Source organism: Streptomyces sp. NPDC033845 (genome assembly GCF_055576225.1).
Genome location: NZ_JBVIRI010000013.1, coordinates 152806 through 174096, shown reverse-complemented (window position 1 = coordinate 174096; position 21291 = coordinate 152806). Strand labels below are relative to the sequence as shown.

Here is a 21291-nt window from a genome sequence, read left to right as displayed (position 1 = left end):
GGCACCCGATCCGCGCGGCCACCCGATCCGCCCGGCCACCCGATCCGCCCGGTCAGCTCATCACCGGCAGCAGCTCCGACAGGTCCGCCCGCTCCCCGGAGGCGCGGACCCGGGCGGAGTCCACGGCCTCCGCCCAGCCGGTCCGGCCGGTGGCCAGCCGCACCCAGGTCAGCGGGTCGGTCTCCACCACGTTGGGCGGGGTGCCCCGGGTGTGCCGGGGCCCGGCCACGCACTGCACCACGGCGAACGGCGGCACCCGCACCTCCACCGAACCCCCCGGGGCCTTGATCGCGAGGGCGTCGGCGAGCACCCGGGTGCAGGCCGCGAGGGCCTGCCGGTCGACGGGGACGTCCAGGCCGGCCGCCCGGTTGAGGTCGTCGGTGTGCACCACCAGTTCCACGGTCCGGGTGACCAGGAAGTCCCCGAAGGACATGGCCCCGACCCGCAGGTGCAACAGCCGGGCGTCGGGGACCACCGGCAGGAGTTCGGCGAGCCGGGCGCCGGCCTCCTCGTACAGCGGCCCCAGCGGCTCCCCGGCCGCGGTCTCCCGGGCCAGGCCGGCGATCCGGTCCGCGATCCGGGCCGTGGCGAACGGCCAGTCCGCCACCGTCAGTTCGGCCTTCGCCGGTTCGGGGAGGGCGGCCGCCTCCGGGATCGAGCGGACGATCCAGCCGATGTGCGCGGCCAGGTCCCGCACGGTCCAGTCGCCCAGGTGGGTGGGGAGCGCCAGCTGCTCGGGGCCGAGCTCCTGGACGGCCCGCGCCAGATGGCCGAACTGGGTCAGGACGGCGGCGCGGGTCTTCGCCCGGTCGTAGCTGCGGGTCTTGGGAGGCATGGCGGGAGTCTGCCGGATCGGAGCCCGGCTCCGCAGCCGCGGGGCCCTGCGGCGGCTCAGTCCCCGCCGCAGCCGCCGCCCCCGCAACTGCTGCCGCAGCTGCTGCCGCTTCCGCAGCTGTCGGAGGAGGAGCCGCAGGAGCCGGAGCCTCCGGAGCCTCCGGAGTCCCCGGAGGCCCGCCGCTCCGCCCGCCGCTTGGCCTCCTTCCGCTCCTCCGCCCGGCGGCGCAGCCGGTGGGAGGTCCGGGCGGGCGTCCAGCGGGCCCGGCGGGGCCGGCCGGCCGGGGCCAGCCCGACGGCGGCGGTCACCCCCGATTCCAGCCGGGTCCCGGAGTGGTTGAAGACGGCGTACTCCAGGACCAGTTCGGCCCCCTCGCAGGGCAGCCCGTACAGCAGCGCCTCGTACGGCTCCCTGGTCGGGTCGATGTCGTGGTGCTTGCGGCGCAGGTGCTCCTCGGAGGCACCGAGGAAGCTGCGGGGCGCCCCGGAGCGGTAGCGGCTGTCGATGGTCCCGCGGAAGGCCAGCAGCCGCGGCACCTCCTCGGTGCGGGCGTCCGGCAGCAGCCAGCAGTCGTCCCGGTAGGCCGCGTGCAGCACGCCCACCCGCAGCACCGGCTGGGGCGTGCGGCGCAGCCGCCGGGCGGTGAGCCAGGCCGTGCCGCCCCGGCCGAGGAAGGTACTGCCGGGCACCAGGAGCAGCAGCGCGGCGAACTGCTGGCCGCCGGCGTCGTACGGTTCGCCCGCCGGGGCGTCCAGGTCGTCCGACAGCCCGGCGAACAGCAGCAGCGCGCCGAACAGGCAGAGCCCCGCGCCGATCAGCGCGGTGTTGATCCCGCGCCGTTGGTGGGCCAGCGGCAGCGGCTCGGGCAGTGCGGCGCGGGCCGGGCCGGCCGCGGCGAGGGCCAGCGCCCGCTGGCGGCGCCGGGACCGCAGCCGCAGCAGCGAACCGGCGAGCGCGTGGCAGGCCAGCAGCAGGACCAGCAGGCAGCCCACCCGGCCCGGGGTGTCCCCGGGGTCGAGGTCGGCGTACTCGGCGAGGTCCACGGCCATCAGCGCGACGGCCCCCGGCAGGGCAGCGGCGGGCAGCCAGCGGTACCAGGCCGGCAGGCAGAACAGCAGCAGGGCGGAGAAGTAGCCCCGCCAGTCGGTGCCCACCGGTTCCACGGCGGCCTCGTTCCAGGCGAGCAGCACCACCGAGGCCAGCAGCAGCGGGGTCAGCGACCACCAGGCGCCCTGGGGCGAGAACACCGCCGGGAGGCGGGCCGCCAGCCACCGCTCGGCGTCCGCGACGGGCCAGCCCGCGGCCCCGGCTTCGGGTATCGCGGCAGGCGGCAGGTACTTGACGTGGTCGGTCACGGGGTCAGTATGCGGACGTGTCCCCGCGGCCAGTAGGCCGCGGGGACACGGAATCGCTACGGCCGCTTCCGGCCGTCGGGCGCTCAGGCCAGCAGCGCCGGGATGGTCGCCTCGTGCGCCTCGCGGAGCTCGGCCAGCGGCAGGCTGAACTCGCCCTGGACCTCGATCTCCTGGCCGTCCACCACACCGATCCGGGTGGCGGGCAGACCGCGCGCACCGCACATGTCGGTGAAGCGGAGCTCCTCGCTGCGCGGGACGGCCACCACGGCCCGGCCCGCGGACTCGGAGAACAGGAAGGTGAACGCGTCCAGTTCCTCCGGGACCACGATCCGCGCGCCGTTGCCGCCGCGCAGGCAGGACTCGGTGAGCGCCTGGACCAGACCGCCGTCGGACAGGTCGTGCGCGGCGTCGATCATGCCGTCGCGGGAGGCCGAGATCAGGATCTCGGCGAGCAGCTTCTCCCGCCCCAGGTCCACCTTGGGCGGCAGTCCGCCCAGGTGGCCGTGGACCACCTCGGACCAGGCCGAGCCGCCGAACTCCTCGGCGGTGTCGCCGAGCAGGTAGAGCAGCTGGCCGGCCTCGGCGAACGCCATCGGCGTGCGCCGGTTGACGTCGTCGATCACACCGAGGACCGCCACCACCGGGGTGGGGTGGATCGCGGTGTCGCCGGTCTGGTTGTAGAGCGAGACGTTGCCGCCGGTCACCGGGGTGCCCAGCTCCAGGCAGCCGTCCGCGAGGCCGCGGGTGGCCTCGGCGAACTGCCACATGACGTCCGGGTCCTCGGGGGAGCCGAAGTTCAGGCAGTCGGAGATCGCGAGGGGCTTGGCACCGGTGGCGGCCACGTTGCGGTACGCCTCGGCCAGCGCCAGCTGCGCGCCCGTGTAGGGGTCGAGCTTGGCGTAGCGGCCGTTGCCGTCGGTGGCCATGGCCACGCCGAGGTTGGAGTCCTCGTCGATGCGGACCATGCCGGCGTCCTCCGGCTGCGACAGCACGGTGTTGCCCTGCACGAACCGGTCGTACTGGTCGGTGATCCAGGACTTGGAGGCCTGGTTCGGGGAGGAGACCAGGGCCAGCACCTGCGCGCGGAGCTCCTCGGAGGTCCCCGGGCGGGGCAGCGCGCCGGCGTCGTCCGCCTGGAGGGCGTCCTGCCAGGAGGGGCGCGCGTACGGCCGGTGGTAGGTCGGGCCCTCGTGGGCGACGGTGCCCGGGGGCACGTCCACGATGAGCTCGCCGTGCCAGTAGATCTCCAGCTGCTCGCCCTCGGTGACCTCACCGATGACGGTGGCGATCACGTCCCACTTCTCGCAGATCTCCAGGAACCGGTCCACGTGCTGCGGTTCGACGATCGCGCACATGCGCTCCTGGGACTCGCTCATGAGGATTTCCTCGGGCGAGAGGGTCTCGTCGCGCAGCGGGACGGTGTCCAGCTCCACGCGCATGCCGCCGGAACCGGCCGAGGCCAGCTCGCTGGTGGCGCAGGAGAGCCCGGCGCCGCCGAGGTCCTGGATGCCGGCGACCAGCTTCTCCTTGAAGATCTCCAGGGTGCACTCGATGAGGAGCTTCTCCTGGAAGGGGTCGCCCACCTGGACGGCGGGGCGCTTGGTGGGCTTCGTGTCGTCGAAGGTCTCGGACGCCAGGACCGAGACTCCGCCGATGCCGTCGCCGCCGGTGCGGGCACCGTAGAGGATGACCTTGTTGCCGGGCCCGGAGGCCTTGGCCAGGTGGATGTCCTCGTGCTTCATCACGCCGATGCAGCCGGCGTTGACCAGCGGGTTGCCCTGGTAGCAGGAGTCGAAGACGACCTCGCCGCCGATGTTGGGCAGGCCCAGGCAGTTGCCGTAGCCGCCGATGCCGGCGACCACCCCCGGCAGGACCCGCTTGGTGTCGGGGTGGTCGGCGGCGCCGAAGCGCAGCGGGTCCACCACGGCGACCGGGCGGGCGCCCATCGCGAGGATGTCCCGGACGATGCCGCCGATGCCGGTGGCCGCGCCCTGGTAGGGCTCGATGTACGAGGGGTGGTTGTGCGACTCCACCTTGAAGGTGACAGCGTAGCCCTGGCCGACGTCGACCACGCCGGCGTTCTCGCCGATGCCGACGAGCATGGCGTCGTTGGCGGGGACCTTCTCGCCGAACTGCTTCAGATGGACCTTGCTGCTCTTGTAGGAGCAGTGCTCGGACCACATGACGGAGTACATGGCGAGCTCGGCGCCGGTGGGACGGCGGCCGAGGATCTCGCGGATCCGGGCGTACTCGTCCTCCTTGAGGCCGAGTTCCTTCCAGGGCTGGGAGGCGTCCGGGGTCTCGGTGGCGTTCTTGACGGTGTCGAGGCTCATGCGCTGACCAGCTTCTTCAGGACCGAGGTGAAGAACGGCAGGCCGTCGGTGCGGCCCGTCCCGATCAGCGGCTCCACCGCGTGCTCGGGGTGCGGCATGAGGCCGACGACGTTGCCCGCCGCGTTGGTGATGCCGGCGATGTCGCGGAGCGAGCCGTTGGGGTTGACGTCCACGTACCGGAAGGCGACGCGGCCCTCGGCCTCCAGCTCGTCGAGCGTGCGCTCGTCGGCGACGTACCGGCCGTCCATGTTCTTGAGCGGGACGGAGATCTCCTGGCCCTGCGCGTAGTCGCCGGTCCAGGCGGTGTCCGCGTTCTCGACGCGGAGCTTCTGGTCGCGGCAGATGAAGTGCAGGTGGTTGTTGCGGAGCATCGCGCCCGGCAGCAGATGGGCCTCGGTGAGGACCTGGAAGCCGTTGCAGATGCCGAGGACGGGCATGCCGGCCCTGGCCTGCTCGATGATCGTCTCCATGACGGGGGAGAAGCGGGAGATCGCTCCGGCCCGCAGGTAGTCCCCGTAGGAGAAGCCGCCCGCGAGGACGACCGCGTCGACCTGGTGGAGGTCCTTGTCGCGGTGCCACAGCGAGACCGGCTCGGCGCCCGCGAGGCGGACGGCGCGCAGCGAGTCGCGGTCGTCGAGGGTTCCGGGGAACGTGACGACTCCGATGCGAGTGGTCACGAGTCGGACTCCACCTTGACGACGAAGTCTTCGATGACGGTGTTGGCGAGGAACGTTTCGGCCATCTCGTGGATGCGGTCGAGGGCGGCCTGGTCGACCGGTCCCTCTACCTCCAGTTCGAAGCGCTTCCCCTGGCGGACGTCGGCGATCCCCTTGAAGCCCAGGCGCGGTAGTGCACGCTGCACCGCCTGGCCCTGGGGGTCGAGGATCTCCGGCTTGAGCATGACGTCGACTACGACGCGTGCCACTGGCACTCCCGATGAGGTGGTTGGTGCGAAGGCGGTTCCCTCAGCGTACCCGGCCGAAATTTCTACGCGGGTAGATATCCTCCCGTATCACCCGGCGCTTCACCAACGCTTCGCAAAATCCACCGGAAAACCACCTGCCCGGCATTGCGCCGGGACACGCGGAGAGAATTAACTGAGCGTCGCTCTTCGCAAGAAATCGCGGTACAAAGGAATCCCGGGAGATTGCCCCGGAAAGCAGTATTGTTACGAAACATCCACACAGTCGACATCACAGCACGTCAAGGGCGGAGATGTCGCACGAAGGGACCGATATCCGTGGCGCAGCGAGTAGTAGTCACGATCTCCGACGATCTCAGTGGCGGAGAAGCGGCGGAAACGGTCGTGTTCGGTCTGGACGGTAAGTCGTACGAGATCGACCTGAATCTCGCCAACGCGAAGAAACTCCGCAAGAGCCTGGCTCCCTTCGTGGCCGCCGGACGCCGGCAGGCCCGTTCCGGGAAGACCTACAAGCACACCTCGCTGGCCCCCGACCCGGCCGTGGTCCGCGCCTGGGCCCGCTCCAACCAGCTCGACGTGCCGCCCCGGGGCCGCATCCCCAAGAAGGTCTACGAGGCCTACAACGAGGCTCACTGAGGGCCGATTTGCCAAGTACCCGGTCTGATCCGCTAGTGTGTGGATCACGCCGAGGGGCCAAGACCGCAGGTCAGAACCCCGAAGGTCGTGCGGGTGTAGTTCAGTAGCAGAACATCCCCCTTCCAGGGGGAAGGCGCAGTGTGCGATCCCTGTCACCCGCTCTGCATGACGTACCGGTCCACTCCCGTGGATCAGGTACAGTAGTGCCCGCGTCTGAAGACGCATGCGGACGTAGCTCAGTTGGTAGAGCACCACCTTGCCAAGGTGGATGTCGCGAGTTCGAGTCTCGTCGTCCGCTCCACTGGAGAAGCCCCCCGGTCACCGACCGGGGGGCTTCTCCGTTTCCCCTTCCAACCGTCCCGATGACATTTGTCATCGGGGGTGGTGACAGCGCGCACTGCCTCGGCCCCGGATCCCGGCCGAAGCTGGATCCATGACCAACACCGACCAGCCCGTGATCGAAGTCGAGGACCTGCGCCGCGGATACGCCGGGGGCTTCGAGGCCGTCCGCGGCATCTCCTTCTCCGTGGCCCCCGGCGAGATCTTCGCCCTGCTCGGCACCAACGGAGCCGGCAAGACCTCCACCGTCGAGGTCCTCGAAGGACTGGCCGCGCCCACCGCCGGCCGGGTCCGGGTGTTCGGTCTGGACCCCCACCGGCAGCGGACCGCCGTCCGGCCGCGCACCGGGGTGATGCTCCAGGAGGGCGGATTCCCCTCCGACCTGTCCGTGGCCGAGACCGTCCGGATGTGGTCCGGGGTCACCAGCGGGGCCCGGCCCGCCGCCGAGGTGCTGGAGCTGGTCTCGCTCACCGACCGGGCCGCCGTCCGGGTGAAGCAGCTGTCCGGCGGCGAACGCCGCCGCCTCGACCTGGCCCTGGCCCTGCTCGGCCGGCCCGAGGTCCTGTTCCTGGACGAGCCCACCACCGGAATGGACCCCGAGGGCCGCCGGGACACCTGGCGGCTGGTCCGGGAACTCCGCGACCAGGGCACCACCGTGCTGCTGACCACCCACTACCTGGAAGAGGCCGAGGAACTCGCCGACCGGCTGGCGATCCTCCACGAGGGCGAACTCGTCCTCTCCGGCACCCCCGCCGAGGTCACCGCCACCCGCCCCGCCCGGATCCGCTTCACCCTCCCCGAGGACGTGGCCCCGGCCCGGCTGCCGCTCGCGCTGCACGCCGCCGCCGAAGGCCGCCGGGTGGAGATCCGCACCGACCGCCTCCAGCCCGTACTCACCGAACTCCTCGGCTGGGCCGACCGGGAGGGCGTGGAACTCGCCGGACTCGACGCCCGCTCCGCCTCCCTGGAGGAGGCCTTCCTGGAGATCGCCCAGAGCCGCCGGTCCGCCGTACCCGGCCCGGCCGCCACGGGCACCCGTACCCCCGACGACCACCACGAGAGCCTGGCGGGAACCCGATGAACACCCTGACCCTGAACCCCGGCCGGCTCCTCGCACTCGGCCGCTCCGAGCTCACCCTGCTGGTCCGCAACCGGGCCGCCCTCACGGTGGCCCTGATGATGCCGCTGACCATGGTGTTCGTCCTGCGGTCCTCGCTCGGCGGATTCGACCTGGAGGGCGGCGCCGCCGCCGTCGGCGAGGCCACCCTGACCGGCGGCATCGGCATGGTCCTGATCCTCGTCGTCTACATGAACCTGGTCTCCGCCTACGTGGCCCGGCGCGAGGAACTCGTCCTGAAGCGGCTGCGCACCGGCGAGGCCGGCGATCTGGAGATCCTGGCCGGCGCCGCCCTGCCGGCCACCGTCCTCGCCCTGCTCCAGGTGGTGGTGCTGGCCGGAGCCGGTGCGGCCCTCCTGGACGTACGGGCCCCCGGCAACCCGGTGCTGCTGCTCGCCGCGGTGCTCGCCGGCATCGTGCTGCTGGCCTCGCTGGCCGCGGTGACCAGCGCCTTCACCCGCAACGTGGAGACGGCGGGGATCACCACCCTGCCGCTGTTCCTGATCACCGCGATGGGCTCCGGGCTGTTCGTACCCCTGGAGACCCTGCCCGGGAAGCTCGCCTCGGTCTGCGAACTGCTGCCGCTCACCGGGGTGATGACCCTGGTCCGGGCCGGCTGGACCGGAGAGGCGACCGGCGGGGAGCAGCTGACCGCGGCCGTGGTCACGCTGGCCTGGACGATGATCGCCGTGTTTGCTGTGCAGCGGTGGTTCCGCTGGGAACCGCGCCGCTAGGAAGAGGGGGCCGGGACGTGCCGAAACTGACCGGATGGTGGAGTGGCCGCACCAGCGCGGCGAAGATCGAGCTGTACACCCGCTGGTCGTTCCACAGCTTCGCGGTGATCGAGATCGGGGCGGTCGGCCTGGGCGCCCTGGTGATCCCCGGTCCGACCACCGTGCTCGGCATCGGCTCCGCCCTGCTGGTCGTCGCCCACTCCGTGCTCTGCGCCCTGGTCGCGGCCCGGGCCCTGGACTGGTCCCTGGACCGGGCGCCCCGCCCGGTCCGGCCGGCCCTCGCGCTGGCCGTGCTCACCGCGGTCCTCGCCGTCGGGTTCCTCCTCCTGCACGCCCGGGGCGACGAGGAGATCCGCCAGGGCGCACCCACCCTGGTGGGCGGGGTCGTCTGCTTCGGGATGGGATCCCTGACCCTCTGCCTGCGGGAACTGCGGGACATGCGCTGGGTGGCCCCCGGGGTGGCACTGGCCGCCGGAGCGACCGGGCTGGCCGTCGGCCTGCCCCTGCCGGATTCCCTGGGCTACGCCGTGGGCCTGCTGATCGGTGTCACCCTGCTCTCCGTCACCTGCGGGTTCTCCGCCTGGCTGCTGAAGACCGTCTGGGAACTGGACCGGGCCCGGGAACTCGGCGCCCGGCTGGCGGTCGCCGAGGAACGCCTCCGGTTCGGCCGCGACCTGCACGATGTGATGGGCCGCAATCTCGCCGTGATCGCGCTGAAGAGCGAGCTCGCGGTCCAGCTGGCCCACCGCGGCCGCCCGGAGGCGGTGGACCAGATGACCGAGGTGCAGCGGATCGCCCGCGAATCGCAGCGCGAGGTGCGCGACGTGGTCCGCGGCTACCGGGAGGCGGACCTCGCGGTCGAACTGGAGGGGGCGCGCGGGGTGCTGACCGCCGCCGGCATCGACTGCCGGGTGGAACCGCTCGACCGGCGGGAACTCCCGGCCCCGGTGCAGTCGGTGCTCGGCTGGGTGGTCCGGGAGGCCACCACCAACGTGCTGCGGCACGGGGACGCCCGCAACTGCACCATCCGGCTGGTCCCCGAGGCCGACGGGGTGGCCCTGGAGGTGGAGAACGACGGCGCCCCCGCCGAACCCTCCGGCCGGCCCGGCTCGGGACTGGCGGGCCTGCGGGAACGCCTCGCCGCCCTGGACGGCACCCTGGACGCCGGGCCCGCCCCGGACGGCCGGTTCCTGCTCCGCGCGGGGGTCCCCGCGGCGGCGCTGCGGGCCGAGGGGTCGCGGCCCGCGGCGCTGCGGGCCGCGACCGACGACAAGAAGAACGAGAAGAACGAGAAGAACGAGAAGACCGTGGAACTTCCGGAACGGGGGGTGCGGGCATGAGCCCCGTGCGCGTACTGCTGGCCGACGACGAGCATCTGATCCGCGGCGCGGTGGCCGCGCTGCTGGCCCTGGAGGACGACCTGCTGGTGGTCGCCGAGGCCGCCTCCGGGCCCGAAGCGCTGGCCATGGCCCGGGCGCACCGGCCGGACGTGGCGGTGCTGGACCTCCAGATGCCGGGGGCGGACGGTGTGAGCGTGGCCACATCCCTGCAGGCCGAACTCCCCGACTGCCGGACGATGATCGTGACCAGCCACGGGCGGCCGGGCCATCTGAAGCGGGCACTGTCCGCCGGGGTGCGGGCCTTCGCGCCGAAGACCGTGTCGGCCCAGCGGCTCGCCGAGATCATCCGCACCGTGCACGCCGGAGGGCGTTATGTGGACCCGGAGTTGGCGGCGGACGCGATCAGCGCCGGGGACTCCCCGCTGACCGCGCGGGAGGCCGAGGTGCTGGAACTGGCGGCCGACGGGGCCCCGATCGCGGAGATCGCCGAGCGGGCGGGACTCTCCCAGGGGACCGTCCGCAACTACCTGTCGGCGGCCGCGGCCAAACTCGGCGCCGAGAACCGGCACACGGCGGTGCGTCTCGCACGGGAGCGGGGTTGGGTATAGTGGTGCCCGCGCCACGGCGCATGCGGACGTAGCTCAGTTGGTAGAGCACCACCTTGCCAAGGTGGATGTCGCGAGTTCGAGTCTCGTCGTCCGCTCCGCTGGAGAAGCCCCCCGGTCCTCGACCGGGGGGCTTCTCCGTGTCCGGAAGGGACGGCCTAGCTCCAGCTCTGGCCGGTCAGCAGCTCGTAGGCCTCGATGTACTTGGCACGGGTGGCGTCGACGATCTCCTGCGGGAGGGCCGGCGGCGGGGTCTCGCTCCGGCGGTCCCAGCCGGAGGCGGCCGAGGTCAGCCAGTCCCGGACGAACTGCTTGTCGTAGCTGGGCTGGGCGCGGCCCGGCTGCCAGGAGTCGGCCGGCCAGAACCGGGAGGAGTCCGGGGTCAGCACCTCGTCGGCGATCACCAGCTGTCCGTCGGCGAAACCGAACTCGAACTTGGTGTCGGCCAGGATGATCCCGCGTTCGCGCGCGATGTCCCGGGCCCGGCCGTAGACGGCGAGGGTGGTCTGCCGGAGCAGTGCGGCCGTCTCGGGGCCGACCAGCCGGGCGACCTCCTCGTAGGAGACGTTCTCGTCGTGCTCCCCCACCGCGGCCTTGGCCGCCGGGGTGAAGATCGGGGCGGGCAGCTCGGATCCGTCCACCAGCCCCTCGGGCAGGCCCAGTCCGCAGACCGTGCGGGTCTGCTCGTACTCGGCGAGGCCGGAGCCGGTCAGATAGCCGCGGGCCACGCACTCGACGGCGACCATGTCCAGGTTCTTGCAGATCAGGGTGCGGCCGGCCCAGTCGGCGGGGGCGCCGGCCGGGAGCTCGGTGCTGATCACATGGTGCGGGACGAGGTCGGCGAGCTGGTCGAACCACCACAGGGAGAGCCGGGTCAGGACCCGGCCCTTGTCCGGGATCTCGGTGGGCAGCACCCAGTCGTAGGCGGACAGGCGGTCGCTGGCGACCATGACGAGGTTGCCCGCCCCGTCCCGGTAGAGATCGCGGACCTTGCCGGTGTGGAGGTGGATGAGGCCCGGAACCTGAACCGGCTCGGGCTTTTCGACGAATCCGGACACGGGGTCTCCCTGTGGTTCTGTATGAAGCACCCCGATTCTCCCGCACCGGCCCGGTTCCCCGAGCCGGGGGGTCAGTCGCGTTTGCAGATCCGGTCCAGGAGGTTGGCGGTGGCCTTCTGGATCCGCTCGTCCACATGGCCGGGGCGGTCCAGGGCCGGTGACCAGGCGAAGGTGCCGGAGGCGAAGACCAGGGCGCCGCTGGGGGCGCGGTAGAGGGAGGTCTCCTGGTGCCGTCGGTGGCCCGCGCCGTCCTGGTACGGGGAGTGCGCGAGCAGGATCCGGTCCTGGTGCTCGGGGAGTTGGGTGCGGGGGAAGTAGCGGTCGGCCTCGCCGGCCACCAGCCCGGGCAGCTCGTCGTTCTCGACGGCCCCGGTGGACTCCCACAGCCAGTGCCCGGCGTTGCGGACGATCAGCGGGGCCGGTTCCGGGACCCGGCCGGCGTACTGGATCCCGAGCAGTTGCTGCTCGGGCCGGTCCACCTCGCGCCACAGCGCGGCCCGGCCGGGGCCGCGGCGCTTCCGGCAGGTCAGCAGCCGGTCCGGGACCCCGGAGGGGGAGGCGCTGAGCTCCACCTGCCAGTACATGGTGTTGGCGGAGAGGAACACCAGCGAGGTGCCGCGCTCGCGGGCCTTCTCGGCGGCCCGGCGCATCGGCACCGACCAGTACTCGTCGTGGCCGGGGAAGACCAGGCCCCGGTAGCGTGCCGGATCGATCCGCCCGGCGTGCAGGTCGCTGGTGTCGGCGTAGGCGAGGTCGTAGCCGTACCGCTCGGCCCAGCGGATGAAGTCGTAGGCGTGGCCCACGTGCAGCGGCAGGCCGGCGCCCGCGTAGGGGCGGTCGAAGGAGACGGTGGTCGCGGCGTCCCGCTCGCCGAGCAGCCGGCCCTCCTCGTCCCAGGCGTGGTAGAGGCTGGCGCCGGTGCGGCCGTCCTCCGGGTAGAGGTTGTAGGCCTGCCAGGTGATGTCGGGCAGCAGGAGCAGCAGATCGGCGGGGTGCTCGTCGCGGACGGTGAAGGGGATGTGGGAGCGGTAGCCGTCGACGGTGGTGAGGACCGCGACGTAGGCGCCGACGTTCCAGTAGCCGGGGACCTGGAGCCGCCAGGACAGCCACCAGTGGTGGCAGGAGACCGTGCGGTCGGCGGTGAGGGGGGCGGGCTGGACGATCCCGGACAGCCGCGGACTGGAGTGGATCTTGGAGGCGCCGTCCCCGCCGTAGTGGCCGATCCGGTAGATGTCCACGGAGAACTGCTGCGGCGGGTCCACGGTGATGTGGAAGTCGATGGCCTCGCCCGGGGTGACCGCCCCGGTGGAGGCGAACCCCTTGATCTGGCGGTGGACGTCGTCGGCGGTCCGCGGGCCGTTGCTGCGGGCACCTCCCTCGCGGGGCGAGGGGAGGTCCACGTACCAGGGGACCGGCTGGCCGGTGTCGTCGAGGTAGAGCTCGCTGCCGCGGAACCACGGTAGGGGGCCCTGCCCGAAGGGGTCGTTCACGGCGTGCGCGAGCGCACCCGACTCCCAGCGCCGGATCTGGTCCGCACCCATTCCGCTCCCCTCCCTCGTCGCTCCCCCGAACGTTTTCGGCCGCGCCCGACGGGATTCCGCCCGCGGCCGGCCCACAGCACATCACATCACGCGTGCGGTCCGTCACCCTTCGTCGCGAATCGGTGGTAACGGACCCCGGCGTTCCGGTCCGGCGGGTCCGGCGCGGACCGGGCGGACCGGGACGAGCCGGACGAGCCGGACGTGGAGCAGCCGGACGCGAGCCTGCCGGGCTCGGACCGGCCGGGCTCGGACCAGCCGGCGCTCAGACCTGCCGGGCTCGGACCAGCCGGCGCTCAGACCTGCCGGGCTCGGACCGGCCGGCTCAGACCAGCCGGACCGGCTTCTCGGACCGGATGCCCAGGTCGGCGAGCCAGTCCCGGAGCGGCTCCGGGTCCCCGTCCTCGACCAGGGACAGCACCCGGAGGCCCAGGTCCGAGCGGCGTTCGCCGCCGACCAGCAGCACCGGACCGTCGAGCCAGTCCAGGCCCGGGGCGGCACCGGCGGAGTCCACGGCGGCGCAGCAGACCATCGCCGTGACATGGTCGGCGAGCAGGTCCCGGCCGCTGCGCGGCGGCTGGATCGGGAACAGCGGCACCGCGTCGGCGCCGCGCGCCTTCGCCGCCTCGGCTCCCGCCGAACGCTCCTGCCGGGCCACGTCCGCGCTGAGCCGGCCGGCCAGGGCCTCGCCGGCCGTGCCGCTGCCGTCGGAGAGGTGGCCGATCACCCGCTCCAGGGTGGGGCCGTCCTCCGCGGCGGCGCGGGCGGGCGCACCGGCGGGGGCGGCCACCGCGTCGAGGGCCGTGTGCAGCCGGGCGGCCTCGGTGCGCCACTTCCGGTCCACGACCTCCTCCGGATAGTCCGCCCATTCCACCGGGGACCAGTCGGGCCCGGACTCGGCCGGTCCGCCGTGGAACAGCCGGGCCGCCAACAGGGAGGCGGCCTGGTCGACCACCCCCGGCCGGTCCAGCAGGTCGCAGGCGGGCCGCTCGCCCAGCCGGGAGGTGAACCCCTCGGCCAGCCGGTCCCGACGGGACAGCTCGGTCAGCGCGGAGACCACTCCGGCGTCCAGGTGGGCGGGCCAGCGGCCCATCCGCCAGGCCGGCAGCGCCACCCGGGTCAGCAGCCGGTCCCAGCCCGCGTAGGCGAGACCGACCTGTTCCTGGGCGACGATCCGGAGCCCGTAGTCCACGCCCTGGGCCCGCTCGGAGGCGGCCGCGGCCACCCCGCGCTCCATCTCGGTGGCGTCCGTCCGGCACAGCCGGAGCAGCAGCCGGGCGGGGGCGGCGATCCAGCCGAGTCCGGGGCGGCTGCCCACGTCCACCGCCGCGTCCAGGCCGCGGATGAAGCGGCGGGCGTCGGCTATGTCGGGCATCGCGGAGGGGCCGGTACCGGCGACCACCGGGGCCAGCACGGCGCGGAGCTCGCCCACCCGCATCCACCACAGGAAGGGAGAGCCGATGACCAGCACCGGGGCGGCGCCGGCCGGATCGGAGACATCGGGTGCGAGGCCGCGCCGGCGGTGCGCCGCGTGCGTGCGGTCCTCCAGCCAGCTGTCGCAGTCCGGGGTCAGGGCTATCGCGGAGGGGGCGGGGACCTCCAGCCGGTCGGCCAGATCCCGCACCAGTCGGTAGAGGTCGGGGGCGCTGGCCTCGGTCAGCGGGACCGTGGGGGTCACCGCCGGGCTGGCCCGCAGCACCACCGCGGCCACCGCCCCGCCGGCCAGCAGCACCAGCGCGGCGACCGCGCAGACCGCCAGGGTCACGGCCGGCCAGGGGTCGCCGGACAGCCGGCCGGTGCCCCGGGCGGCCAGCAGGACCACCGCGAGGGCGGCGGGAAGCAGCAGCAGGGCCAGCGCCCTGCCGCGCACCCGCAGGACGGCGAGGGCGTGGTGCCGGGCGGACAGCGCGCCCACCTCCATGGTCGAATCCATGGTCGAACCGGTTCCGGACACGGCCGGACCTCACCCCCTCTGCGCTGCGTCGGCTTTGCTCACTCCCCCACTGTGACACTCGCCACCGACATCGCAATGCCGGTGGGCCAAGTGCCGGAACAAGCGCCGGAACGCTTGCGCCGCACCCTAGTTGGGGTGCGGGCGGCCGTCAGGCGAAGCGCACATCGATCACCCGATGGAATGGCTTTGGGTAAAGCTGAGTGCGTTCGAGGGTGGCCGGATGCACTCGTACGTGCGGGCCCGGGCGCGGTGGTTTCCGCGCCCGGGCCCGCAGTGGTCCGAGCTGCTCCGAGCTGCTCCGAGCCGGGCCGGGCGGCCCGGGTCAGTGGCCGGCGGCCGCCTTGGCGGCGATGTCGGTGCGGTACTGGGATCCGTCCAGCCGGATCCGGGCCACCGCCTTATACGCCCGCTCGCGGGCCTGCGCCAGATCGGAACCGGTCGCGGTGACGGAGAGCACCCGGCCGCCCGCGCTGACCACCGTTCCGCCGTCCAGGCGGGTGCCCGCGTGCAGGACGTACGCCTCCGGGGCGTCCTCGGCGGCGATCTCCGCCAGGCCCTCGATCGGGTCGCCGGTGCGCGGGGTGTCCGGGTAGTTGTGGGAGGCGATGACCACGGTGACGGCCGCGTCCTCGCGCCAGTTCAGCGGGGCCTGGGTGTCCAGGGTGCCGTTGGCGGCGTTCAGCAGGACTCCGGCCAGCGGGGTGCGCAGCCGGGCCAGCACCACCTGGGTCTCGGGGTCGCCGAAGCGCGCGTTGAACTCGATCACCCGCACCCCGCGGGAGGTGATGGCGAGACCGGCGTAGAGCAGACCGGAGAAGGCGGTGCCGCGGCGGGCCAGTTCGTCGACGGTGGGCTGCAGGACGGTCTCCAGGACCTCGTCCACCAGCTTGGGGTCGGCCCAGGGCAGCGGGGAGTACGCGCCCATGCCGCCGGTGTTGGGGCCCTCGTCCCCGTCCAGGGCCCGCTTGAAGTCCTGGGCGGGCTGGAGCGGGAGGACGGTGGTCCCGTCGGTGATCGCGAAGAGGGAGACCTCGGGGCCGTCCAGGAACTCCTCGATGACCACCCGGTCGCAGGCCAGGGCGTGCGCGCGGGCGACGGCGAGGTCCTCGGTGACCACCACGCCCTTGCCGGCGGCGAGTCCGTCGTCCTTGACCACGTAGGGGGCGCCGAAGGCGTCGAGGGCCTCGTCCACCTCCTCCGGGGTGGTGCAGACGTAGCTGCGGGCGGTGGGGACTCCGGCGGCGGCCATCACGTCCTTGGCGAAGGCCTTGGAGCCCTCCAGCAGGGCGGCCTCCCCGGAGGGGCCGAACACCGGGATGCCGGCCGTGCGGACCGCGTCGGCGACCCCGGCGACCAGCGGGGCCTCCGGGCCGACCACGACGAGGCCGGCACCGAGCTCACCGGCCAGCCGCGCGACGGCCGAGCCGTCCAGCGGATCGACCTCCCGCAGCTCGGCGACCTCGGCGATCCCCGCGTTGCCGGGGGCGCAGTAGAGGGCGGTGACCTGGGGGTCGAGGGACAGAGAGCGGCACAGGGCGTGTTCGCGGGCGCCGCCGCCGATGACGAGGACCTTCACGGGTGCAGCCTAGCCCGCCGGCCGGGACGGCCTTCGTGCGGCCACCCAATCCCCGGCGGCTACTCGTTCGTATATTCCTCCACCACCGTGGCTCCCAGCTCGCGCACGATCAGGTCGTGGCCGCTGAGGGCGCTCTCCACCAGATCCGGGTCGTCGGCCTCCGCCACATCGTCCTCGGGGGCCACCGGCTGGGGGGCCGGGGCGGCCGCGGGCGGTCCGGAACGCTCCCCCTGAGACTGCTGCTGCTGGTGCTGCTGCGACTGGTGGGCCTGATGGGGCTGCTGCTGGTACGGGGCGGAGGCCGCGGACTGCTGCGGGGCGGCGGGCTGGTGCGCCGGGGCCGGGGCGTGGACGGGGGCCGGGGCGGGGGCACCGCCGTACCCGCCGCCGTAACCGCCGGAGGCCGGACCGCCGAAGCCGCCGGCCGCGGGGGCCGGCTGGCCGCCGCCGACCACGGCCTCGATCTTCCAGTTCACCTGGAACTGCTCGGCGAGCACCGCCTTGAGGACGTCCTCGCTGCCGCTGCTGGAGAAGTTGTCCCGGGCCCCGGGGTTGGGGAAGCCCAACTGGAGGGTGGTCCCGTCGAAGCCGCTGACCTGGGCGTTCTGGCTCAGCAGGATCCAGGTGAAACGGCGGCGGTTCTTGACCGCCTCCAGGATCCCCGGCCACATCGCCTGCACCTGCCCGGCCCCGGCGGCCATCCCGGGCCCGCCGGCCGGGGCGGCCGGGGACGACTGCCCGGACTGGCCGGGAGCCTGCTGCGCGGCCGGCGCGGCCGGCTGCTGCACGGGCGCGGGGGAGGGGGCGCCGGACCCCGGCTGGGCGGCACCCGGCCAGGCACCGGGCTGAGCGGCCCCCGGCCAGGCACCGGGCGCGGGCGCCGCGGGCTGCTGCGCGGCGGCGGGCTGCACCGGCGGCACCTGGACCGGCGGCGCCTGGACCGGAACGGACTCGGCGGGGGCTGGAGCGGGAGCGGGCGCCACCGGCTGGGCGGGGGCCTGGCCGGCCGCCGGGGCCGGTGCCCCGCCCTGCTGCGGGCGGACCGCCGCCCGGGCGGCGGCGGGACCTCCGCCGGGCGCGGCGGCCGGGGCCATCGGGTGCGACTCGGGCCCGGGCACGTATCCCATGGGCGGGCCGCCCACCGGGGCCACCAGCCCGGGGCCGCCCACCGGCCCGCTCCGCTCCAGCCGGTCGAGCCGGGCCTGCACGGACCGCTCGTCGTCGAAGGCCGCGGGCAGCAGCACCCGCGCGCAGATCAGCTCCAGCTGGAGCCGGGGGGAGGTCGCGCCGCGCATCTCGGTCAGCCCGGTGTTGACCAGGTCGGCGGCCCGCGACAGCTCGGCCGCGCCGAACACCGAGGCCTGCGCCTGCATCCGTTCCACCACATCGGCGGGGGCGTCGATCAGCCCCTTCTCGCCGGCCTCCGGGACGGCGGCCAGGATCACCAGGTCGCGCAGCCGCTCCAGCAGGTCGGCGACGAACCGGCGGGGGTCGTTGCCGCCCTCCACGATCCGGTCGACCACCTCGAAGGCGGCCGCGCCGTCCCCGGCGGCGAACGCCTCCACCACCGAGTCCAGCAGCGAACCGTCGGTGTACCCGAGCAGCGAGGTCGCCATCGCGTACGTCACACCGGCCTCGGCGGCACCGGCCAGCAGCTGGTCCATCACGGACATCGAGTCACGCACCGACCCGGCGCCCGCCCGCACCACCAGCGGCAGCACCCCGTCCTCGACCGGGGTGCCCTCGCGTCCGCAGACCTCGCCCAGGTAGTCGCGCAGGGTGCCCGGCGGCACCAGCCGGAACGGATAGTGGTGCGTCCGGGACCGGATGGTCCCGATGACCTTCTCCGGCTCCGTGGTGGCGAAGATGAACTTGAGGTGCTCCGGCGGCTCCTCGACCACCTTCAGCAGGGCGTTGAAGCCCGCCGAGGTGACCATGTGGGCCTCGTCGATGATGTAGATCTTGTACCGGCTGCTGGCCGGCCCGAAGAACGCCTTCTCGCGCAGGTCACGGGCATCGTCCACACCACCGTGCGAGGCCGCGTCGATCTCGATGACATCGATCGACCCCGGGCCGTTGCGCGCCAGGTCCCGGCAGGACTGGCACTCCCCGCAGGGCGTGGGAGTGGGACCTTGCTCACAGTTGAGGCAGCGGGCCAGGATCCGCGCACTGGTCGTCTTGCCGCAGCCGCGCGGCCCGCTGAACAGGTACGCGTGATTGACCCGGTTGTTCCGCAGGGCCTGCATCAGCGGGACAGTGACATGCTCCTGTCCGATGACCTCGGCGAAGGATTCGGGGCGGTAGCGGCGGTACAGCGCAAGGGACGACACACTCACGAGGTTATCCGGGCCCGCCGACATCGGGCGGCCACCGGCCCCCGGAAACGCAAGCGCCCCCCACGCACCCGCCAGAGCCCACTTACCCTTGCTGCCTTCCGGCCCTGGGGGAGTTCGGTGAGATGACGCCACGTGAGGGGCTGGCCCCAGCGTAGCGGATACCGGCCCCCGGAATCGACCGCCCCCCTCCCGAACCCCACCCGGCCCCCCACCCGGATCCCTCCGGGACCCCCTCCCGGACCCCGGCCGACGATCACGTTCGCGAGCACCCCTCAACGTCTTGTATTGTTTGCCCCGGAGGATTCGCCTAGTGGCCTAGGGCGCACGCTTGGAAAGCGTGTTGGGGGCAACCCCTCACGAGTTCGAATCTCGTATCCTCCGCCAGTGCCTCACCGGGCACGATGTCGAAGAGCCCCACCGCTTGCGGTGGGGCTCTTCGCGTTTCCCGCGCGCGGGCGGGTGTGGGTCAGGTGAGGAGTTTGGCCTTGGCTCGGTCGAACTCCTCCTGGCTGAGGTCGCCCTTGTCCTTCAGGGCCGCCAGCTTGTGCAGGTCGTCCACCGAGCTGCCGCCCGGGGCGGCGGTGCCTTCGGTGCCGGCGGCCTTGCGGACGTACTGGCGGAAGGCCTCCTCCTGCTCCTTGACCTGCTTCACGTCGCGTTCGCCCATGCTCCGGCCGCGGGCGATCAGATAGATCAGGACGCCGAGGTAGGGCAGCAGCAGGACCAGGACCAGCCAGCCGGCCTTGCCCCAGCCGCTCAGGCTGTGGTCACGGAAGATGTCGGTGACCACCTTGAACAGCAGGAAGAACCACATCACCCACAGGAACAGCCACAGCATCGTCCAGAAGAGATTGAGCAGCGGATAGTCGTCCATGGCCGTCCCACTCCGTTCGACAGACAGGTAGGTCGGATTCAGGTCATTCCGGCCGGATTCCATTCATACCGTCGGCTCAACGGGTCGGCACTCCGGAGGCGTCCGGTCGGGTGAGTCCCAGGGTCTCCAGGGCCGGGCCCGCCTGGGCCAGGGCCTGCTCGCCCGCGGTCAGCGAGTCGTACACGAAGTGCACGGACGCGTCCTCGATGCCGCAGAATCCGGAGATCCCCTCCCGCAGCACCCGGGCGACCACCTGGTCCCAGCCCTTCTCGGTGAACTGCGCCTCGCCGTAGCTGACCAGGCCGATCCACAGCATCCGCCGGCCGGCCAGCCGCGGGCTCCCGGCGCCGTAGGCGAAGCCGTGGTTCCACACCCGGTCGACCCAGCCCTTGAGGATCGCGGGCAGCCCGAACCACCACAGCGGGAAGACCACCACCAGCGCGTCGGCCTCCTCGATCCGCCGCATGTGGGCGTGGACCTCCGGGGTGTACTCCTTGGCCGGGTCGGCCCAGTCCGGCTCGTCCGACGGGGTCACCAGCGGGTCGAAGCCCTCCCGGTGCAGGTCCAGCAGGTCGACCTGGTGGCCCTGGGCGAGCAGGTCGGTACGGGCCCGGTCGGCGAGCTGGGCGGTCAGCGAGTCGGTGCGCGGGTGGGCCACCACCAGCAGGACGCGGGACATCAGCGGCCACCGTCCAGCCGGACCAGCATCTTGCCGGTGTTGGCGCCGCCCAGGACGCCGAGGAAGGCCTCGGGGGCCCGCTCCAGCCCCTCGACCACCGTCTGCTCGGTGCGCAGACTGCCGTCCGCCAGCCAGCCGGCCGCCTTCCCGATCCACTCCGGGAAGAGGTCGAAGTGGCTGCTGACCAGCATGCCCCGCAGGGTGGCCTCCTGGGCCGCGGCCCGGAACAGGTTGTCCGGGCCCGGGGCCGGGGCAGTGGCGTTGTAGCCGCTGATCGCGCCGACCAGGGCGATCCGGCCGCCCGGCCGGATGGCGCCGACGGCCGCCTGGAGGTGGTCCCCGCCGACCGCGTCCAGATAGACGTCCACCCCGTCGGGGGCGGCCTGGGCCAGTTGTTCCGGCAGCCCGCCGGCCCGGTGGTCCACGGCCGCGTCGTAGCCGAACAGGTCCAGCAGCTTCCGGGTCTTCGCCGGTCCGCCGGCCGAGCCGATCACCCGGGAGGCGCCCAGCCTGCGGGCCAGCTGCCCGGCCACGCTGCCGACCGCCCCGGCGGCCGCCGACACGAACACCACGTCCCCCTCCCGGACCGGGGCGGTGCGGGTGAGCGCGGCGTACGCGGTCAGGCCGGTGGTGCCGAGGGCGCCCAGCCAGGCGGCCGGTGGGGCCAGGCCGGGATCGATGACGGTGGCGGCGGCCGCGTCCAGTACGGCGTGCTCCCGCCAGCCCAGGAAGTGCGACACGGTGGCCCCGACGGGGACCGAGGCGTCCCGGGAGGCGATCACCTCGCCGACGGCGCTGCCCTCCAGGGCGGCGCCCAGCCGGAACGGCGGGAGGTAGGAGGGGGCGTCGTCCATCCGGCCCCGCATGTACGGGTCCACCGACATCCAGGTGTTGCGGACCAGGATCTGGCCCTCGGCGGGTTCGGGGACCTCCGTGGCGACCAGGGCGAAGTCGGTCGGGGCGGGGGCGCCGAGGGGGCGGGCGGCGAGCCGGATCTCACGGGAGGTGACGGTTCCGAGCGGCATGGGATGTCCTTCACGGGTCGGGGTGGTGCGGGTTC

At 73.3% G+C, this 21291-nt stretch carries 18 protein-coding genes, 4 tRNA genes and 1 other RNA gene; 9 read left to right on the top strand and 14 right to left on the bottom strand.

The window, feature by feature from the left end; genetic code table 11:
- Nucleotides 1-52: 52 nt before the first annotated feature.
- From ACZ50K_RS26525 to purS, 5 genes are all read right to left on the bottom strand, one after another.
- Nucleotides 53-835: a maleylpyruvate isomerase family mycothiol-dependent enzyme gene (locus ACZ50K_RS26525; protein WP_468907508.1), complete on the bottom strand. Its 783-nt coding sequence runs from the start codon at nt 833-835 to the stop codon at nt 53-55.
- 56 nt (nt 836-891) lie between these two features.
- Entirely contained in the window at nt 892-2190 is a 1299-nt protein-coding gene (locus tag ACZ50K_RS26520) for a hypothetical protein (protein ID WP_468907506.1), read from the bottom strand.
- A gap of 83 nt (nt 2191-2273) precedes the next feature.
- Nucleotides 2274-4523 carry a phosphoribosylformylglycinamidine synthase subunit PurL gene (purL, locus tag ACZ50K_RS26515; RefSeq protein ID WP_468907505.1) on the bottom strand — a complete coding sequence of 750 codons (2250 nt, stop codon included), beginning with the start codon at nt 4521-4523 and terminating at the stop codon, nt 2274-2276.
- Nucleotides 4520-5200, bottom strand: coding sequence for a phosphoribosylformylglycinamidine synthase subunit PurQ (gene purQ, locus ACZ50K_RS26510; protein ID WP_468907503.1), 681 nt, complete (start codon nt 5198-5200; stop codon nt 4520-4522). Before purQ ends, purL begins: the two co-directional genes overlap by 4 nt.
- Nucleotides 5197-5448, bottom strand: coding sequence for a phosphoribosylformylglycinamidine synthase subunit PurS (gene purS, locus ACZ50K_RS26505; protein WP_468907501.1), 252 nt, complete (start codon nt 5446-5448; stop codon nt 5197-5199). The genes purQ and purS overlap by 4 nt, the downstream gene beginning before the upstream one ends.
- A 315-nt stretch (nt 5449-5763) precedes the next feature.
- Here purS and ACZ50K_RS26500 point away from each other — a divergent pair, with 315 nt between their 5' ends.
- The 8 genes from ACZ50K_RS26500 to ACZ50K_RS26465 all read left to right on the top strand — a co-directional run bounded on the left by ACZ50K_RS26500 (nt 5764) and on the right by ACZ50K_RS26465 (nt 10314).
- Nucleotides 5764-6081 (top strand): histone-like nucleoid-structuring protein Lsr2, encoded by a 318-nt coding sequence (locus ACZ50K_RS26500; RefSeq protein WP_468907500.1) that lies wholly within the window; start codon nt 5764-5766, stop codon nt 6079-6081.
- Between the two features lie 89 nt (nt 6082-6170).
- Nucleotides 6171-6242: transfer RNA gene (locus ACZ50K_RS26495), tRNA-Gly, on the top strand.
- Between the two features lie 64 nt (nt 6243-6306).
- Nucleotides 6307-6382 (top strand) — tRNA-Gly (locus ACZ50K_RS26490).
- A gap of 132 nt (nt 6383-6514) precedes the next feature.
- Nucleotides 6515-7501, top strand: coding sequence for an ABC transporter ATP-binding protein (locus tag ACZ50K_RS26485; protein WP_468907499.1), 987 nt, complete (start codon nt 6515-6517; stop codon nt 7499-7501).
- Nucleotides 7498-8271, top strand: coding sequence for an ABC transporter permease (locus ACZ50K_RS26480; protein WP_468907497.1), 774 nt, complete (start codon nt 7498-7500; stop codon nt 8269-8271). The genes ACZ50K_RS26485 and ACZ50K_RS26480 overlap by 4 nt, the downstream gene beginning before the upstream one ends.
- A gap of 17 nt (nt 8272-8288) precedes the next feature.
- Nucleotides 8289-9611, top strand: a complete 1323-nt coding sequence (locus ACZ50K_RS26475; RefSeq protein ID WP_468907495.1) for a sensor histidine kinase — start codon at nt 8289-8291, stop codon at nt 9609-9611.
- Entirely contained in the window at nt 9608-10219 is a 612-nt protein-coding gene (locus tag ACZ50K_RS26470; RefSeq protein ID WP_468907493.1) for a response regulator, read from the top strand. Before ACZ50K_RS26475 ends, ACZ50K_RS26470 begins: the two co-directional genes overlap by 4 nt.
- Nucleotides 10220-10241: 22 nt before the next feature.
- Nucleotides 10242-10314 (top strand) — tRNA-Gly (locus ACZ50K_RS26465).
- A gap of 60 nt (nt 10315-10374) precedes the next feature.
- Here the strand turns inward: ACZ50K_RS26465 and ACZ50K_RS26460 are convergent.
- The 6 genes from ACZ50K_RS26460 to ffs all read right to left on the bottom strand — a co-directional run bounded on the left by ACZ50K_RS26460 (nt 10375) and on the right by ffs (nt 18823).
- On the bottom strand, nt 10375-11274 hold the full coding sequence (locus tag ACZ50K_RS26460) for a phosphoribosylaminoimidazolesuccinocarboxamide synthase (protein ID WP_468907492.1): 900 nt from the start codon (nt 11272-11274) through the stop codon (nt 10375-10377).
- Nucleotides 11275-11345: 71 nt separating this feature from the next.
- Entirely contained in the window at nt 11346-12815 is a 1470-nt protein-coding gene (locus ACZ50K_RS26455) for a N,N-dimethylformamidase beta subunit family domain-containing protein (protein WP_468907491.1), read from the bottom strand.
- A 322-nt stretch (nt 12816-13137) separates the two neighbouring features.
- A complete protein-coding gene (locus ACZ50K_RS26450; RefSeq protein WP_468907489.1) occupies nt 13138-14745 on the bottom strand; it encodes a M48 family metalloprotease in 1608 nt (535 codons plus the stop codon).
- Between the two features lie 343 nt (nt 14746-15088).
- Nucleotides 15089-16342: a phosphoribosylamine--glycine ligase gene (purD, locus tag ACZ50K_RS26445; protein WP_468907487.1), complete on the bottom strand. Its 1254-nt coding sequence runs from the start codon at nt 16340-16342 to the stop codon at nt 15089-15091.
- Nucleotides 16343-16401: 59 nt separating this feature from the next.
- On the bottom strand, nt 16402-18672 hold the full coding sequence (locus ACZ50K_RS26440; protein WP_468907485.1) for a DNA polymerase III subunit gamma and tau: 2271 nt from the start codon (nt 18670-18672) through the stop codon (nt 16402-16404).
- A gap of 52 nt (nt 18673-18724) precedes the next feature.
- An RNA gene (ffs, locus tag ACZ50K_RS26435) (signal recognition particle sRNA small type) lies at nt 18725-18823 on the bottom strand.
- A gap of 151 nt (nt 18824-18974) precedes the next feature.
- Here ffs and ACZ50K_RS26430 point away from each other — a divergent pair.
- Nucleotides 18975-19062 (top strand) — tRNA-Ser (locus ACZ50K_RS26430).
- A gap of 82 nt (nt 19063-19144) precedes the next feature.
- Here ACZ50K_RS26430 and ACZ50K_RS26425 read toward each other — a convergent pair.
- From ACZ50K_RS26425 to ACZ50K_RS26415, 3 genes are all read right to left on the bottom strand, one after another.
- Nucleotides 19145-19552, bottom strand: a complete 408-nt coding sequence (locus ACZ50K_RS26425; RefSeq protein ID WP_468907484.1) for an SHOCT domain-containing protein — start codon at nt 19550-19552, stop codon at nt 19145-19147.
- 76 nt (nt 19553-19628) lie between these two features.
- Nucleotides 19629-20231 carry an NAD(P)H oxidoreductase gene (locus ACZ50K_RS26420; protein WP_468907482.1) on the bottom strand — a complete coding sequence of 201 codons (603 nt, stop codon included), beginning with the start codon at nt 20229-20231 and terminating at the stop codon, nt 19629-19631.
- Entirely contained in the window at nt 20231-21256 is a 1026-nt protein-coding gene (locus tag ACZ50K_RS26415; RefSeq protein WP_468907481.1) for an NADP-dependent oxidoreductase, read from the bottom strand. Before ACZ50K_RS26415 ends, ACZ50K_RS26420 begins: the two co-directional genes overlap by 1 nt.
- Nucleotides 21257-21291 lie beyond the last annotated feature (35 nt).

Coding starts and splice junctions, on each gene's coding strand:
- ACZ50K_RS26415 (WP_468907481.1), bottom strand. CDS start 21,256: ATGCCGCTCGGAACCGTCACCTCCCGTGAGATCCGGCTCGCCGCCCGC.
- ACZ50K_RS26485 (WP_468907499.1), top strand. CDS start 6,515: ATGACCAACACCGACCAGCCCGTGATCGAAGTCGAGGACCTGCGCCGC.
- ACZ50K_RS26480 (WP_468907497.1), top strand. CDS start 7,498: ATGAACACCCTGACCCTGAACCCCGGCCGGCTCCTCGCACTCGGCCGC.
- ACZ50K_RS26525 (WP_468907508.1), bottom strand. CDS start 835: ATGCCTCCCAAGACCCGCAGCTACGACCGGGCGAAGACCCGCGCCGCC.
- ACZ50K_RS26450 (WP_468907489.1), bottom strand. CDS start 14,745: ATGGATTCGACCATGGAGGTGGGCGCGCTGTCCGCCCGGCACCACGCC.
- ACZ50K_RS26470 (WP_468907493.1), top strand. CDS start 9,608: ATGAGCCCCGTGCGCGTACTGCTGGCCGACGACGAGCATCTGATCCGC.
- ACZ50K_RS26420 (WP_468907482.1), bottom strand. CDS start 20,231: ATGTCCCGCGTCCTGCTGGTGGTGGCCCACCCGCGCACCGACTCGCTG.
- purL (WP_468907505.1), bottom strand. CDS start 4,523: ATGAGCCTCGACACCGTCAAGAACGCCACCGAGACCCCGGACGCCTCC.
- ACZ50K_RS26455 (WP_468907491.1), bottom strand. CDS start 12,815: ATGGGTGCGGACCAGATCCGGCGCTGGGAGTCGGGTGCGCTCGCGCAC.
- ACZ50K_RS26425 (WP_468907484.1), bottom strand. CDS start 19,552: ATGGACGACTATCCGCTGCTCAATCTCTTCTGGACGATGCTGTGGCTG.